Annotated in this window: 15 protein-coding genes; 4 read left to right on the forward strand and 11 right to left on the reverse strand. The window is 44.6% G+C overall.

All coding sequences use genetic code 11. From position 1 onward, the window contains the following. The first annotated feature begins 169 nt into the window (after positions 1 to 169). Together R8G66_31955 and R8G66_31960 are read left to right on the forward strand one after the other, a co-directional pair. Complete coding sequence (locus R8G66_31955) at positions 170 to 301, forward strand: hypothetical protein (GenBank protein ID MDW3197036.1); 132 nt, start codon at positions 170 to 172, stop codon at positions 299 to 301. Between the two features lie 93 nt (positions 302 to 394). After that, positions 395 to 1,552, forward strand: coding sequence for a tetratricopeptide repeat protein (locus R8G66_31960; GenBank protein ID MDW3197037.1), 1,158 nt, complete (start codon positions 395 to 397; stop codon positions 1,550 to 1,552). 4 nt (positions 1,553 to 1,556) lie between these two features. On the opposite strand, the gene R8G66_31965 is transcribed toward R8G66_31960, so the two are convergent. Then, entirely contained in the window at positions 1,557 to 2,003 is a 447-nt protein-coding gene (locus R8G66_31965; protein ID MDW3197038.1) for a hypothetical protein, read from the reverse strand. A gap of 724 nt (positions 2,004 to 2,727) precedes the next feature. Here R8G66_31965 and R8G66_31970 point away from each other — a divergent pair. Both R8G66_31970 and R8G66_31975 read left to right on the forward strand, forming a co-directional pair. Next, positions 2,728 to 4,041, forward strand: a complete 1,314-nt coding sequence (locus R8G66_31970) for a hypothetical protein (GenBank protein MDW3197039.1) — start codon at positions 2,728 to 2,730, stop codon at positions 4,039 to 4,041. A gap of 1 nt (position 4,042) precedes the next feature. Then, a complete protein-coding gene (locus R8G66_31975; protein ID MDW3197040.1) occupies positions 4,043 to 4,591 on the forward strand; it encodes a hypothetical protein in 549 nt (182 codons plus the stop codon). Between the two features lie 41 nt (positions 4,592 to 4,632). Here the strand turns inward: R8G66_31975 and R8G66_31980 are convergent, their stop codons facing one another. From R8G66_31980 to R8G66_32025, 10 genes are all read right to left on the reverse strand, one after another. Then, the gene (locus tag R8G66_31980; GenBank protein MDW3197041.1) at positions 4,633 to 5,154 is read right to left on the reverse strand and encodes a hypothetical protein; all 522 of its coding nucleotides are present in this window, start codon (positions 5,152 to 5,154) and stop codon (positions 4,633 to 4,635) included. 132 nt (positions 5,155 to 5,286) lie between these two features. After that, positions 5,287 to 5,760: a hypothetical protein gene (locus tag R8G66_31985; GenBank protein MDW3197042.1), complete on the reverse strand. Its 474-nt coding sequence runs from the start codon at positions 5,758 to 5,760 to the stop codon at positions 5,287 to 5,289. Between the two features lie 32 nt (positions 5,761 to 5,792). Next, positions 5,793 to 6,584 (reverse strand): hypothetical protein, encoded by a 792-nt coding sequence (locus tag R8G66_31990; GenBank protein ID MDW3197043.1) that lies wholly within the window; start codon positions 6,582 to 6,584, stop codon positions 5,793 to 5,795. A gap of 9 nt (positions 6,585 to 6,593) precedes the next feature. Then, a complete protein-coding gene (locus R8G66_31995; protein ID MDW3197044.1) occupies positions 6,594 to 6,998 on the reverse strand; it encodes a hypothetical protein in 405 nt (134 codons plus the stop codon). Then, positions 6,998 to 7,573 carry a DUF2911 domain-containing protein gene (locus tag R8G66_32000; protein MDW3197045.1) on the reverse strand — a complete coding sequence of 192 codons (576 nt, stop codon included), beginning with the start codon at positions 7,571 to 7,573 and terminating at the stop codon, positions 6,998 to 7,000. The genes R8G66_31995 and R8G66_32000 overlap by 1 nt, the downstream gene beginning before the upstream one ends. 25 nt (positions 7,574 to 7,598) lie before the next feature. After that, positions 7,599 to 9,401 (reverse strand): efflux RND transporter periplasmic adaptor subunit, encoded by a 1,803-nt coding sequence (locus R8G66_32005; GenBank protein ID MDW3197046.1) that lies wholly within the window; start codon positions 9,399 to 9,401, stop codon positions 7,599 to 7,601. Continuing rightward, complete coding sequence (locus R8G66_32010) at positions 9,398 to 10,621, reverse strand: TolC family protein (GenBank protein MDW3197047.1); 1,224 nt, start codon at positions 10,619 to 10,621, stop codon at positions 9,398 to 9,400. Before R8G66_32010 ends, R8G66_32005 begins: the two co-directional genes overlap by 4 nt. Continuing rightward, a complete protein-coding gene (locus R8G66_32015) occupies positions 10,618 to 14,433 on the reverse strand; it encodes an efflux RND transporter permease subunit (GenBank protein ID MDW3197048.1) in 3,816 nt (1,271 codons plus the stop codon). The genes R8G66_32010 and R8G66_32015 overlap by 4 nt, the downstream gene beginning before the upstream one ends. A gap of 88 nt (positions 14,434 to 14,521) precedes the next feature. Next, entirely contained in the window at positions 14,522 to 14,890 is a 369-nt protein-coding gene (locus tag R8G66_32020) for a hypothetical protein (protein ID MDW3197049.1), read from the reverse strand. An 80-nt stretch (positions 14,891 to 14,970) separates the two neighbouring features. Then, positions 14,971 to 15,624, reverse strand: coding sequence for a DUF4396 domain-containing protein (locus tag R8G66_32025; GenBank protein MDW3197050.1), 654 nt, complete (start codon positions 15,622 to 15,624; stop codon positions 14,971 to 14,973). Positions 15,625 to 15,792: the final 168 nt, after the last annotated feature.

Raw genomic sequence — 15,792 nt, forward strand, 5'->3', positions numbered from 1 at the left:
ACATAAGATAATATCAATTGATATATTCGTTATTTAGAATTATTTAGCTTTTACGATCAAGTATCTTTTATTGCTAATTGTAGTTTAGAGGTTTTACATCTTAATAATAACAGTTTACTTTATGAAATCTCAAATTACGAACCTCACTAGAGTCATTATTCTATCACTTATGATAGGCTTTTTAAGTTCATGTGCTGAGGATACTACTTTCAACGACTTAATCGAGAATATTGATGAATCACCCTTATTGGAGAATGGTGATGATGACGATGATGATTATCGTCCACCAAAAGCAGGTTAATCACATTTAAGATAAATAGCTAGGTATTTAAATGATACACACACTATTGTTAAAAGGGTATCCTTATATTTGAGGGATACCTTTTTCACAGTTATGCGATTGATTCTACTATTTCTATTCCTGGCATGCTCTATGCCTTTGGTAGCAAACGAAACATTGCAGGAAGTAAATAACCTTATCGCATCTAAAAAGTATGAAGAGGCTGAGGTATTACTAAAAACATTAGAGCCATCAGCAAAGCAGCTTGCATTCCTCGCATACTCACAAAAGAAGCAAGGCAATCTCGCGAAATCATTACTTTACAATCTTGAAAGCTTACAATTCGACCAGTCTGTTGAAGATCTGTTTGACTGCTATATGAATATTTCCTGGTTGTACAGGAGAACAGGACAATTTGTGGAAGCTCAAAAATTCATTGAAGATGCCGAGAAATTATTGTCGGAATTAAGTACGGCAATCGAAGAAGGAGAATCGATAAGTAAGCAGGAAAGAGAGCTGTTTTTTCTTCATTTTAATTATGGATTGATATACTACAATGCCGGAGAATATGGCGATGCAATCGCTCAATTAAAAATCGCCTTAAAGAATACCTATGATCAGGCTTTACAAGCTCGATGCTTAAACTTTCTTGGTCGCTCAGCTCATCTTCTAGATGATATCCCAACTGCAATCAATTATTATGATTCTATTCTAACGCTTAATTATTCCGGCAAGTACTTAGCCAGGGCGTTGCATAATAAAGCTCTTCTACTTCAAGAGATCGGTGAAGATCCTTCGGATTTATTTCATCGTGCACTTGAATTGAAAAAAGGCAACGAACAATTTGTCACTTTACAAGATTACGGAACCTACAGAAAAGACCTGAAAATGCTTATTTCAGCGCTTGAATATTATCCACTCAATCCTGACGAAGAAGATTTTGAGATATATAGAACCATAGAGCATCTATATTTAGACGAAGGAAACTTGGTCCAAGCGCGGAAGTATGATCAGCTCTATCATGATGAAGCAACTCGATACATAGCGATGATCCAAGAAGCGAAATTGCTTTCGCAACAATTCAACATGACCAATGTAATTGCTCAGTACGAGAAGAACAAGAACCTGAATTCAGTTAACTCTTGGCTCAGATCGCATATTATATGGCTGGTGCCTTCTCTAGTGGTTTTTGTTGGTTTTGCCCTTTTCGTTATTATCAGAACTATTCGGCTTCGTAGACGATACGTTAAAATCGAAGAAAAGTACAAATAGGATTTTACTTTTTAGAGGGGAATAGTAAAGAGTTTTTCAAGAGGGCAGAAAGTTCATCGTTACGAGTTTTCAGTTTTGTTATTTGCACCTTTTGCATGGCATGATCCATATCCAGATGAACTAAGAACTCACGAAGTACAGTCAATTTTTCTGCAACCTCTGAAGTTATTCCCATCTGTAATATTTCATCTACTAAAGTTGTGAGTTCAGTTGGTTCTGCATTTTCATCCACTGTCCCTAACACTTCACCTTGTCCTAAAAGGAGCCATTTAGAATTTACGTCAGGGAATGTGTTCAGAATTTTGACCAGTATATCACTGCTTAAACTCGTGTCTCTTCTGAGGAATGTACCGATAGTATTGTTTGCTACTCCAATGGCTTTTTCGAACCTGCTAATGTTGAGGTCTTTGAGATCAATAAGATGTTTTATTCTACTTGAAAGGGAACTCATATAGCGAAAGCAGAAAACAAAATTTAGAATTTTGCTTGTTTATTAGAAAATAGTTAGCGTAATTTGACTTGTAACTCACTACAGTGGGCAATATAAGCAAACCGTAGATGAGTCAAAGATATTTAGTAGTGCTTACCTCTTATTAGGTAGTCTGAAAAATATATGCTTCAGAAGGCTGACCATGTGATACCGAAGGAGCAAATTTTCTGACGCAAGTTTAGAGTTTTAGGCTCTTGATTCGCGGAAGGAATCTAGGTTGATTGCTGAGTAACGACAGCTGGTTAAAGGACGGGTTTCTAGTGAGTAAACCCGTCTCTTCTTATGAAGATAATAAAATATCAAACGAAAACTTCTGTCTCCATTACAGAAGATATACTGATTGTATTTGCAGTAGATGTAGAACCCTGCTGTGCCTTGAGAATTATTAAGATGTATGCTCTGTTTGGCGGAGTAATACCGATGCTGGTTCTATGGCAAAGTCGGGACACACGTCCCGACTTTCTTTAAGCTCTACGATAAACCGTTACTGTTTCAACCCTAAGATACAATATCAAATGGAATGCACCCTGGTTAAGCGGGTGCATGTTTCAGAAGCCGAGGATGGGGTTAGCATTGCTCACCTGACCAGGGTGGGTGTTGTTAAGCCCTCCTCATTTTGGAAGTTTCATCCTCAGATTAATAGCGCTAACTATTAAAATTTTATCCTATAAATCCTTATATACAAATGAACCAATTAAGAATTCCGAAGCTATTTATACTACTCATTATCTTTATTCTCTGGGCATGTGACCAGACTATTGATGAAGTCAGTCCTGAATCAAGACATTCATGGGAAAGAAAAACCATTAGCGTATCCGATAGTGAAAACCTAGGAAACATACTTAAAGACATTATGAATTCTCCCTCTGGCGCAAGAATAGAAACCCATTTCGGAGAGTTGGATCAAACGGAAGTGGCGATGATAAAATTTGATAGCCTTGAACGATTTAGTCTTTTGTTCAAAAGTGATGATCCATTTATCTTTTCCAATCTCATCATCCAAAACGTCGATGGAAAAACGACCACCAAAATCCTAAGACAAGTCCCGGATTTGGAATGGATTGCGACCTCTGGCGAAGAAGTTCAATGGAAGAATTTTACTGGTAGATTAGAAATCTACAATCTGGATGGCGAATTGTTAAACTCAACCAGGATGGAAAATGGTCTAAGTCAAGATTATTATAATGGTAGAGTAGAAGATGAAGTATGCACCCAAACAGTAATATGGCAAATTATTAGAACTACACCAGATGGTACCACGTTCACAACCTATGAGTACGGGACAGATTGCTTCTTTACCGGAGATAATAACTTGTGGTATAGTGGTGGCGGCACGGGTACCACAGGATCAGGAGGTAGTTCTGGCACCGGAGACACAACGGGAGGTGATACTACGCATGATTCCAATATAGACTGTAGCACGATGGGTAATGAGGAGTGTCCGGAAGCCCCTGATAATCCAATTCCTATGCGTACAATTGAACTATCCGATGAAGAGATAAAAAGAATTCTAAGCAAAAAACCTTTACAGGAATATCAAAACAAGTGTACCGGAGCATCTGCGATGTGGAATAATTATCCTAACAATGAGGTAAATGCGTATATAGCTGCAGATGGTTCCTTGTTTGTTACTGATGTTCTGAGTTATAACGGAGGAAATGCGCAGGGCCTTTATGTATTTGAAGGAGATGCTTATTATGCTTCAAATGGCCAACCTAATTTGAACTATCAAGGCATGATAAAGATAGGAAGTGGCAGATCTCAATTTTATCTAATACCTGTGGTGGCTAGTGTTCACACTCATGCACCTTGTAGATCCGATGGGACCAACGGTGTATCCCATACGGTGAGTGAAGGTGACAGAAACAGAGCTCGCGAATATCCAATGGTCAACCACTATGTGATTGGGTGTGGAGCAGTTGCGCAGTATAATACAAGTAGTTCGTTTTTCAATGTCAAGTCAGGTGGCTTATCTTCGACTTGCAATGACTTGAAATAGAATGAAAAAATATCTCATAATCGTCTTTGGGTTGCTCGTAAACATAGTTTACGGGCAACATTTAGACATCAAAGAAGTAACATTAAGCGATCAGTTCTTAATTGAAAGTATTGAAGATTTGATTGAGAAAACTGAAAATGAGGATGAACATTTTTCAAAAGGTCTTGGCTATATTAAGTTGTATGAGTCCAAAGTATCGTGTGATAGTATTTCCCGTCAGTATTGGATAACACCAAGCCTTACAGGAGTAAAGCCATATACGGTGCCACAATTCTATACTACGGTATCTGACAGGCCAGTACTACTTTATGTGGAATCTCTGAATAGGTTGATAAATATTCAGTTCTCAAGAAAGTCCTTGAAAAAACTGAACAAGATTTTGAGTAATTATTTACTTCCAGCACATAAAGTAAAAGCGAAAGATGAAGAAGGAAATGTGGTAATTAAAGATAAGAATTTCAGGCAAGAGTATTATTTCGTCCGAAAAGGGATATTTATTAATTACGATGATCAAAATAATGCGTCCATGCACCAAGACCTCAGTTACTAAACTTATGCCTTTTAACAAACATCATGGAGAAGCGTAAAAGATCATTCCTTGCCAAACCACTCTTCCAAAACTCGCTGTGCTTTCTTGCCATCTGGAGAATAATTAGGTCGTGCTTTATGGCGACGATGTGGCTCCCATCTCCATACAAATACACCCTTCATCCAACTCTCATCCCAGATCGTTTCGAACATACTTTCATAGGCCCAGGTTTGTAATACTTCATTGTTTAAAGCATCTCTCTTTGTCATGATCCAGGGTTCTTTACCTACATACTCCTCATCCTCATAACCCCATTCCGTAAGGATAATACCCCGTTGGTGTGATGATGAAATTTTCTCAAGCTCTGAAGAGATCCTTTCCCAAGATTTTATCAACGCCTCTTTGGATGGCAAACGCTCATTGCTCAAAGGGAAATAGGCATCCACTCCGATATAATCGAAAGAATTCCAAAACTTGATCTTGTCGTAACTGTCCCAATTTGCGGCATAAATTATTGGTCCATCATAGACTTCCCGGACTTGTTTCGCCAACTTTCGGAAAAAGTCAGGCCGTTCTAATGCCACGCGCTTAAGCTCAGTACCTACACAAAATAATTCAACATCCAGTGAGTCAGCAATCCGGGCATAGTCAAGTATGAAGTCAATATATCCCTTCTCAAAGACCTGCCAATCTTCCTCTGTTTTTACTGCAAAATCTCATCTCCAGCTACTGTTACCTTCTACCTTACTTTCCTGACTTGATATGAACTGCCTTGCACTCCTCGCATATTGCATTCTCGAAATACTATCTTCAAAATTGACCTCTGGTTCCTCCCACCCAGTCATGTCCCAACCTATCGCCAAATGAGGCTTTAACATGATCTTCAGTCCATGTTTCCTTGCCAGTCCGACACCCTCATAAACGGCCTGCTTGGTTTCACCATACCATTGCCGTTGAAAACTGTATTTGACTTGTAAAGTTTGACGATAAACAGTAGCCTCAGGGACAAGAGCCACAAAGTTTCCATTGATTTCCGCCATATTACTAAAAGCTGTTGAATCATACGGCCCACGACCAGGGCCAGTAAAAGTGAGTCCTTTGATCTGGTTGTTGAAATGCTCTGCAACTTGCAAGTCAGTACGACAACTTACGAAAAGCAATATCGATAAAATAGCAGCTAAGAATTTCATGAAAAGTTGGTTTCACATCACAATTTAATACGTCACATCCCCACCTTAGCCACCTTCACCGAGTTACTATCTTCTGCCAGATCAGTCCAGGCAAACCACATTTCACCGTCGTGATAAGCCATTTGAGGGAAGCCGCTACCTCTAGACTCATTGCTTTGGGCAATGGTCATAGCAGGTTCTGCGCGTCCAGTCTTACTCACGATCCTGGCTTTGATGACACTGTTTTCCCCTTCACGACCTAGCCAGCTGATCATGGCTTTCTCTTCATCGATCATTACCACATCTACACGTCCCAGGGGCATTTGATTATCAATGGTCACCGGATTACCGAAGCTTGCGCCTCCATCCTCCGAGAAGATCAATTTTACTTGTGGTTGCTTATTAGGAGCGGCAAACCAGGCTACCGCCAAAGTATTCCCCACCGCATCGGCTCTCGGTCCATTGACCGGACAGCCTTCAATCTTCCAATTGTCGGCATAGATCGTTTGTGGTGCAGTCCATTCTCCTTCTACCAGTCTAACAATAGACATGTCGCGAACTTCCATTTCAGAGCGATCACGATAAACGACAACCGGTCCATTAGTGGTCATGGCTCCACCGGTTTGACAGCAATCACAAACCCGATTGTCCAATTCCACTTCGTTAGAAAGTGCTCCCTGATCATCCAGCATGGCCGCTCTTATCGTCATAGCTCCCTGGTGTTCACCATGACCACCAGAAGTGTTTCTGCCATCCAGCCAGGCCAGTTGAAATCCATTAGTTGCCGTGGGGATCATGGTTGCAAATCCATGCTCGGTAGGAGTACCATCCTTGTGTGGGACCATCGATGCAGTCTAGGTATTTTCGACTTTCCTGGTAATGTTCACGTCGTAAGAATAAGTACCTGAAGAACTCTTGGCCAGATAATGCGCAACCATTCCTCCGTCCTTACTAGCGGCCAACATGGGATAATCAGCCCAATTGACAAACCAATCCGTACCAGAAGCAATGTCCTCGGTAGAAGACCAGTTATTCCCTTCCCATTTCGCATATTTCAAAAGCGCGGTATCTCCCAATTGCTCTACCCAGGATAAATACAACTCACCATCATCACCGGAGATCAAATAAGGCAATGAGCTATTACCTATAGCCGGTGAGGCCACGGCAGCCAATGCCTGCTTTACCTCAGCATCCTGCTCCTTTGGTCCCTGAGTACACCCGAGGACCAAAAGGAATAAAAAGATATAGGCCCCTTTCATCAGCTATTCTTTACTTCAAAACTGATGGCCACATCATCCCAGGAAATGGTGATGGTACCAGTTGCTTCATCAACAAGCTCTACCAAATAGGTCAATGACTCCATTGGCTGATCCAGCTTCTTTGGAGTCACCTGAAATCTCACCACATCTTCAGCCTGATCGTAATCATCGGCTAAGTGCTGCTCCCAGTTTTTATTGATGATCACAGTCCACTCTTCTTCACCAGGAATGGTAAACAGCGCATACTTTCCTATTGGTATTTGTGTCCCTCCAATTTCGACATCCTTAGAGAAGCGAATGGAAGTGGCATTGTGTGCACCCGTCACCCAAACTTCACCATAGGCTACCAGGCCACCGAAGATCTGACGTCCGCGCTTACTTGGTGAATGATACTCGATATGCACATGGTTTTTACCCACATTGGTCATGGCCATTTTAGCGGGACTCTTGGATTTAGGCTTTTCTGAACTTGCTGCAGCATGACCTTCATGGCCACTATGGTCTTCAGACTTATTCTCAGGAGCTGAGCACGCTCCAAGGATCACCAGGATCAAAAGGAATGTTAGATTTTTCATGTTTATAATTTCTTAGGTTTGAGGGTCACTTTAATTCTTCTTCGACGTTGCCACAGGTGAGCATTTCATCTCCGAAATAAGGGTTGAGTACTTCGTCCGAATCGCTAAGCCAGAAAGCCCCTTTAAAATCAAAGGCCATCGGGCAGTACTGGCGAAATCCTCCGGTTTCTACCTGAAACTTGATCAGGGTTTGGTACAGCTGGTCACTGAGTGGTGAAAGTGTGGTTCGGATTTTCTCAACGTCCGATTCCGACACGATCATTTCCGCAGTAGTCTTAAGCACGCTCAGGTCTTTCATCCACTCTACGTGCGCATCACCTTTCACCAGCGACATATCTACTGCGTTGATGGAGGCCAGAAACGGCTCCGCCTTTTCTTTGGCCGTGGAGGCATCTGTTTCTACTAGGGCATCTTTTAGCGGCAGGTAGGTCTCGAAAACAGCCTTCAACTGATCGCGAAACGTCGCACTCACTTCATAGAGCTCACCGGAAATGTTCACCTCGGGATGACTCATTTCATGACCAGAGTGATCTTCCATTCCGCCATGATCATGACCAGTAGATGGTTTGCCGCCCATGGGACTGGCCGTCTGGCGATTCATCATGGAGATCTTTCCCTGAAGTTGAGCTGCTGCATCAATCTTGAAAACACCATTGGCAGCCACTTCTTCATCTTCCTCCAGTCCAGCATTCACCACGTAGTAGTCTCCGGCATCAGGGCCTAGTTCCACCTCTCTGAATTGAAAAGTAGGTTGACTGTAGTTAGGACGCTTCACATACGCGACTGCTCTTTTACCGGTCCAGAGAATGGCCGATTTTGGTACCAACACAGCCGCCTCTCCCATAGTCAGGCCTGCCTCCACTGCTCCTTCCACAAACATTTCAGGCTTAAGAAAATTGTCAGTGTTCCTGATCTCTGTGCGTACCGAAGCGGTTCTCGTTTGCTTATTGACCACCGGATCAATGAAGGTCACCACACTTTCAAAGGTTTGTCCAGGAATGGACTGCACTTTAAACGATATAGAGTCTCCTGTGCTTATCCAGGGCAGATCACTTTCATAGGCATCAAACAACACCCACAACCTGTTCAGGTTGGCGATCTCAAAAAGGACACTTCCATCCATCACATGTTCGCCCTGACTCACATTTCGAGTCATGATTGTTCCTGATCGAGGAGCGTACACATCAAAGTAGAATTGGGGTTCTCCTTTTTCAATGATCGCTTCAATCTGCGATTCAGTAAGCTCCCACAGTTTCAGTTTCTGAATAGCCGCCTGATAGAACGAAGGATTTGACTCCTTGAACTTCAATGCTTCGAAAAGCTCCTTTTGCGCTGTTACCAGGTCTGGTGAATACATGGTAGCCAGGCGTTGACCTTGACGGATGTACTGCCCGGTAAAGTCTGCATAAAGCTTCTCAACACGTCCATCAAAATGTGCTGTGACTTTGGCTATACTCCTTTCGTCTGCTTCAATCTTCCCAGTAAGATAAACCTGCTTCTTAGGAGTGGATTTCGTCACCTTCACGGTTTGGATGGAAGCCATCATCATCGCAGCTTCCGTCATTTGTACCTCGTCCAGGTTCACCACTTCCTGCTCATTGGAGGAGAGCGGTATCAGGTCCATTCCGCAGAAAGGACAACTCCCAGGACCATCTTCACGCACCTGTGGGTGCATGCTGCAAGTCCACACTTCGGCCATGGTTTCGTGCTCATGTCCTTCATGAGCCATGGAATTACCAGATCCGCCAAAGAATACGCCGCCGAGGAACACGCCAATAACCAGCAATGCCACCCCGATCAGTACTTGTTTTATATTGATCTTTTTCATTTTCCGATGATGTAATTGATTTGATAAATCGCACGGTTGGTTTCAACTCGTGCTCTCTCAATTTCCAATTGATAGGTCAGGAGCTTCCGCTCCATGCGCAAGACCTCCTCAAAGTCTGCCGTTCCTGTCGTGAACTCTGTTTGCAACAGCGACAGGGAGCGACCGGCCAGATCGTGGAGGTTCTGATAAAGTACCACCCGGCGCTTTGCATCCAGGTGATCACGAATGAACCCTTCCAGGGCAGTGACTAACCGATTATTCTGTTCCTCGATTTGGTATTCAAGCCCTTCCTTTTCAAGAGTGACCTGAGTTTCCTGCGCTTTGTATTTCTTTCGATAGATCGGAATTTTCAAACCCACCTGAGGAAATACAAACGCATCCTGACCATTGTCGGGAAGTTCCACCCCTGAACGTTCACTGATATTGACATAGCTGGCTCCGAGGGTAAAGGACGGCTTACCATTTAGCTCCGTCACTTTCAAGAGTTCTTCTTTCGACCGAACCATGGATCGAATACTCTGAAGTTTAGGATTTGCAATGATGATGCTATCGTAAAGCACTTGCTTATCTAAGGTCAATTCGATGATCTCAAGGGAATCGCCAAATTGGATAGTCTCCACAGGAGTATTGAGCAACTTCTCAAACGCGACCTTGGCAGCGGTCCGGCTATCTTCCCAATAGGCAAGCTGAGTCTGGAGTTCCTTTTCCTCCATCTCAACCCTAAGCACATTGACAAATCCGGTTTTTCCACTCTCGAAATTCACCCTGGCCAGTTCCTTGAAAGAACTTAACAGGTCCAGATTCTCGTTCGTAAGCGCAATAGATCGATCCAGTAAGTACAGTTGATCATAAGCCACCCGCACCTCGCTGAATAGCTGCAGTTTCGCATCCTCAAATAGCTGAAGCTTCGCGTCTGCCATCTGTGTGGCCACTGCACCCTGTGCTTTCAAAGTCCCGAACCAGGGAAACGCCTGACTAACCGCCAGACTAGCCCGTTGAGGACCAACCCTAGTCTCCACAGGCTGGACAAATAACCCGAAAGTAACCTGCGGATCTGGCAAGGTTTGTGCCTGTGGAATTCGCTCCATGGCTGCTAGGTACTCATTGAATTTCGCTTTCAATCCCGGATTGTGCTCAGCCGCAAGGGTCAGATAGGGCTCCACCTGGCAGACGGCCAAAAGAGGCATCATGATGATGAATACTATGACTACTTTTCTCATGACTCTGGATTTGATTTTAGTTGACGTTCCTGCCACATGCAGTACAAAACCGGCACGACTAACATGGTAATCACCTGGATGATCATACCTCCGAAAGTTGGGATTGCCATGGGCACCATGATATCCGATCCCTTACCTGTAGAAGTCAGAACCGGCAACAAGGCAATTACTGTGGTAGCAGCAGTCATCATCGCAGGCCTTACCCGCTGTTGACCGGCATGCAGCACTGCAGCCCGCACTCCATCGACGGAGTTAGGTTTTTCACGCTCCAGGTGTTGCTTCAGATACGTACCCATGATCACGCCATCATCAGTGGCCACGCCAAACAGGGCAATGAATCCCACCCAAACAGCTACACTTAGATTGATGGTGTGCACCTGGAAGAGGTCCCGCAGGTCTGCTCCAAAGAGTGAAAAATTCAGGAACCAATCCTGACCGTACAACCAGATGAAAATAAATCCTCCCGCAAAGGCCACAAACACGCCCGAAAAGACCATTAACGTCGGCTGTAGCTTTCCAAACTGGAAATACAGGATTAGTAAAATGGCCATTAGGCTAATCGGGATTACAATGGACAGTCGTTTGGTGGCTCGGATCTGGTTTTCATAGTTCCCGGCAAACTTGTAGCTCACACCCATTGGGATCTGCAATGCACCATCAGCGATTTGCGCATTGAGATAGGCTTGTGCACCTTCTACCACATCCACCTCGGCAAACCCATCTTCCTTATCAAAGATCACGTAGCTCACCAGGAAGGTGTCTTCACTCTTGATGTTCTGTGGTCCGCGGACGTATTGCAATTCTGCCAGTTCCTTCAAGGGAACTTGCACGCCTGTAGGAGTAGGAATCAGAATATTACTCAGGTCATCGGGATTGTCACGAAGTTCTCTCGCGTATCGAACCCGCACCTGGTACCGCTCACGGCCTTCAACTGTAGTGGTCTGAGCATTACCGCCGACAGCTACGCCGATGTACATCTGCATGTCTGCAACACTCAGCCCGTATCGAGCAATGGCTTGTCGATTGATCTTGATTTCCAGATAAGGTTTCCCGACTACACGATCCGCAAAGACCGAACTAGGTTTCACCCCAGGCACTTGCTTCAGGAACGTTTCCATGTCAAACCCGACTGCTTCTATCGTTTCCAGGTCAGGGCCGTAGATCTTCATTCCCATTGGAGCACGCATGCCCGTTGAGAGCATCACCAATCTGGTGGCAATAGGCTGCAGTTTCGGTGCGGAGGTCATTCCAGGAATGTTGGCCATGTTTACGATCTCACCCCAGATGTCATTGGGGGATTGAATGTGCTCACGCCATTGGCGGAAATATTGCCCTGTGGATGCTGGAATCAATAAGTCTGCGTTGAAACTGGCTAGCGCTTCACTTTTCCATTCAAACGTTTCACCATTCGACAAATCAAAATGTCCGTCTCCATTGACCCTGAATCGCATACGGTGGCCATCTTCATCCAGGATGTACTCCGGTTTGTAGTTGATCACATTTTCAAACATGGAAATCGGGGCAGGATCGAGCGCAGAAGCTACACGACCCCATTTCCCAACAGTCATTTCAACCTCGGGAATGGACGTCACCAGCTGATCCAGTAACTGAATGGTTTCGATGTTTTCCTGAACACCTGAGTGTGGCATGGTGGTCGGCATGAGCAAATAAGAGCCTTCATCCAGAGGAGGCATGAACTCTTTACCTACACCCGGAAAGGTCGTACTCATGGAAGCCCAGAAACCAGACTCTCGTACATCCCAATTGACCGAATGGGCACCTTTAGCGACAAAACCAAAAGCCCGATCAAATCCTTGCCAGGAGAGGAGTCCAAAGATCAGGATCACAATGGGCAGGGTCAGAAATTGCCATTTATGTTCCAGGCACCAGCTCAATATCCTGGTGTAGTAGCGAACTACTGTGAGAAGAATCCCCAACACCAGCACAATGATCAAGCCTACAAAAAGGAAATTCAGGAACCAGCTGTAACCCGCTCCAAGTGGCAACCACTCTTTGGTGAGAAAGTACAGCACGGTCAGCAGGACCACTGCAATATTGAGATAACCCGGCACCCAAGCCCATTTGCCTTTCCATCGGTCTTCAAAGAAATTATTGACGCCCATGATGGCCAATACAATTCCAGCCCAGGGAATGAAAAAGAAAATGACAATGCCCAATAGGATCAGTCCTATGTTCCAGAACTTTCGAGCCTTGTCTTTTCCGAAATTCAATGAGAAGATCCAATGTGCAAAAGCCGGAATGATCACCAATCCAATGAACAGGGCAGCGAGTAACGCAAACGTCTTAGTAAATGCCAAGGGTTGAAACAGTTTCCCCTCCTGGGCCTGTAAGGCAAATACAGGAATGAAACTGATCACCGTAGTGGCCAATGCAGTGATTACCGCAGAAGCTACTTCTGTGGTGGCCGTATAGATGACCTGAAGTCGGCCCGGTGAGTCTAGGTCTTTGTTCTCGGGCATTTGAAGGTGCCTGATGATGTTCTCAGTGAATACGACACCCACATCCACCATCACGCCAATGGCAATCGCAATACCCGATAGTGCCACGATATTGGCCGACACACCGAAGTAGCGCATGGCAATGAAGGTCATCAAAACCCCGATAGGTAGCAGACTGGAGATAAGGATAGATGCCCTCAGATTAATGACGAGGATAATCACCACAATCACACTGATCAGCACTTCCAGAGACAAAGCTTCTTCGAGTGTTCCCAGGGTTTCCTTGATCAATCCTGTGCGATCATAAAAAGGAACAATCGTGACTTTGGAAACCGTACCATCCGATAGCGTCTTGGATGGCAAACCAGGAGCAAGCTCCTCGATCTTGGCCTTCACATTATTGATCACCTCCAGTGGATTAGAACCATACCGGGCCACTACTACAGCGCCCACAGCTTCGGCACCAGCTTTATCCAGACCTCCACGACGCGTAGCAGGTCCTAGCTGTACCCTGGCCACATCCTTGATGCGAATGGGAATGTTGTTCCTGGCCAGCACGACCGCTTCTTCCAGATCGGAAATGTTCTTGATGTAGCCCAGACCTCTAACCAGGTACTCGGCTTTGTTGAACTCTAACGTTCTTGCGCCAACATCAAGATTACTTTTCTTCACCGCGTTCATGATGTCGGCTACATCCACGTCATAGCTTTTCATGGCCGTGGGATCTATCTCTACCTGGTACTCTTTCACATACCCTCCGATAGAAGCCACTTCCGAAACTCCTGCTGCAGAAGAGAGTCCATACTTGATATAAAAGTCCTGGATAGAACGCAATTCCTGCGGGTCCCAACCACCAGCTGGCCGACCGGCTTCATCACGACCTTCCAGCGTGTACCAGAAAATTTGCCCCAATGCCGTAGCATCAGGGCCTAGCGCAGGTTGAACGCCCTCCGGCAATGTTCCGGAGGGAAGTGAGTTTAGCTTTTCCAGTATTCTTGATCGGCTCCAATAGAACTCGACCCCTTCTTCGAAAATGAGGTAAATACTGGAAAGCCCGAAAATGGAGTTACTGCGGATGGTCTTCACGCCAGGAATACCCAGCAGCGCCGTGGTTAGCGGATATGAAACCTGATCCTCTATGTCCTGCGGTGAGCGGCCCATCCACTCCGTGTATACAATTTGTTGGTTTTCACCAATATCGGGGATCGCATCTACGGGCACCGGATCTCTTGGGATCGTGTCTGATTCCCAATTAAATGGTGCCGTGGCAATGCCCCATGTGATGAGAGAAACAGCCACCAACAAGGTGACCAGCTTCTTCTCTAAGAAAAATTTAATGATATGATTAAGCATAGCATCATTCTATGTGTATGAATTGAACAATAGAATTAATGAGGCATCAAGTGATGCCTATACCTGTGTGACAGGTACATGCTAAAACTTATAGGAGGAATGACTGCACAAGAACAGGAACATCCTGAGCAATCAAAGGGGGCTTATAGTTGAGAAATTGCTTTTGCGTAGTGGCTGTTGAGAAGAGCTTGTAATCAACAAGCACGTATGTAACAACCGCTAGCAGATTCAAATCAGGAGTAGCATTGAAATCAAAGTGAGCCTTTTGCAGATCATCGACCTTGAATTCTTCAACCGTATCCTTACAGCAGCCCATTGCATCAGACGCATCTCCCATGTCCATCATGGACATACAAGAAGCTGCAGGGTGATTGATAGACGTATCCATTAACCTACCCATGCAATAGTGTCTATGCAGCGTTACCCCTACCGAGGTAGTCAGTAGCAGTGCTGCCATTAGTACGGTCGCTATTTTCTTGAATAGGTGCATTCAGCTGTAAAGATACGGAATTTGAATCTTGTGGTTTTTCATGCCACTCAATGACAGGCCTTATTGTACTTTTTCAACTTGTAATAATTGTACGGCAAAGGAGTGATGAAACCCACTACTAAAGCAGGAACCAACGCCAACCAATACCAAATGTCATTAAAGGCCGCTTTGCCTCCGGTGATCATAAAATCCGTTCCGGTCATGGCCAGCTCCATAGCCACCATGGAAATGAAAGACATACCAAAGGCGGTTTTCAGAGCAAACGTCCAATTGAAGTGCTCCCTATACTTCAGGAGAATAGTTTCCAGCGTAATCGACGTGATCAACCCTGCGATGATTGCCAGGATCATCATCCAGATCATAGGCGTTTCGGGATAAAAGGCTTGTAGGAAAAACACCATTCCGAAATCACCAATCGAACAGCCAATCAGACAATTGAGGGTATTGAAGGAAGCTCTTTTCCAAACAGGCATATCCATCCAGAAAGGCGTCTTTTGTCCCACAACATTGTAACCCGCTTCCTTCAGCAACTTGGACAAATGGGCTTCGGACAATCCCTCACCTTGAGCGGTGAGTGTCTTTACTTCCGGGTCCAGGTTCACAGACCATTCGGAAACTTTATTATCATTATCTAAGCCAGGGCGTAGGGCATTCACACAACCGTGGCAGTGTATATCGGTTTCTACTGTAATCGCATTCATAAGCATTGCATTTACACTTACAAAGTACGAGCATCACCCCCGGTCAGGGTTTATACAATTTTCGGAAAGATGTATATGATTATTCTGATGATCTAATGTGCTGATTTATTGATATTCTGATGGTATGATTTAAATGGTGTAAGAATGGCTTATTCACATGACAACTCA

Source organism: Cytophagales bacterium, from assembly GCA_033344775.1.
GTDB lineage: Bacteria > Bacteroidota > Bacteroidia > Cytophagales > Cyclobacteriaceae > JAWPMT01.

Coding starts and splice junctions, on each gene's coding strand:
- R8G66_31995 (MDW3197044.1), bottom strand. CDS start 6,998: ATGAAAGGGGCCTATATCTTTTTATTCCTTTTGGTCCTCGGGTGTACT.
- R8G66_32020 (MDW3197049.1), bottom strand. CDS start 14,890: ATGGCAGCACTGCTACTGACTACCTCGGTAGGGGTAACGCTGCATAGA.
- R8G66_31975 (MDW3197040.1), top strand. CDS start 4,043: ATGAAAAAATATCTCATAATCGTCTTTGGGTTGCTCGTAAACATAGTT.
- R8G66_31965 (MDW3197038.1), bottom strand. CDS start 2,003: ATGAGTTCCCTTTCAAGTAGAATAAAACATCTTATTGATCTCAAAGAC.
- R8G66_31960 (MDW3197037.1), top strand. CDS start 395: ATGCGATTGATTCTACTATTTCTATTCCTGGCATGCTCTATGCCTTTG.
- R8G66_32005 (MDW3197046.1), bottom strand. CDS start 9,401: ATGAAAAAGATCAATATAAAACAAGTACTGATCGGGGTGGCATTGCTG.
- R8G66_32000 (MDW3197045.1), bottom strand. CDS start 7,573: ATGAAAAATCTAACATTCCTTTTGATCCTGGTGATCCTTGGAGCGTGC.
- R8G66_31985 (MDW3197042.1), bottom strand. CDS start 5,760: ATGAAATTCTTAGCTGCTATTTTATCGATATTGCTTTTCGTAAGTTGT.
- R8G66_32025 (MDW3197050.1), bottom strand. CDS start 15,624: ATGAATGCGATTACAGTAGAAACCGATATACACTGCCACGGTTGTGTG.
- R8G66_31990 (MDW3197043.1), bottom strand. CDS start 6,584: ATGGTCCCACACAAGGATGGTACTCCTACCGAGCATGGATTTGCAACC.
- R8G66_31955 (MDW3197036.1), top strand. CDS start 170: ATGATAGGCTTTTTAAGTTCATGTGCTGAGGATACTACTTTCAACGAC.
- R8G66_32010 (MDW3197047.1), bottom strand. CDS start 10,621: ATGAGAAAAGTAGTCATAGTATTCATCATCATGATGCCTCTTTTGGCC.
- R8G66_31970 (MDW3197039.1), top strand. CDS start 2,728: ATGAACCAATTAAGAATTCCGAAGCTATTTATACTACTCATTATCTTT.
- R8G66_32015 (MDW3197048.1), bottom strand. CDS start 14,433: ATGCTTAATCATATCATTAAATTTTTCTTAGAGAAGAAGCTGGTCACC.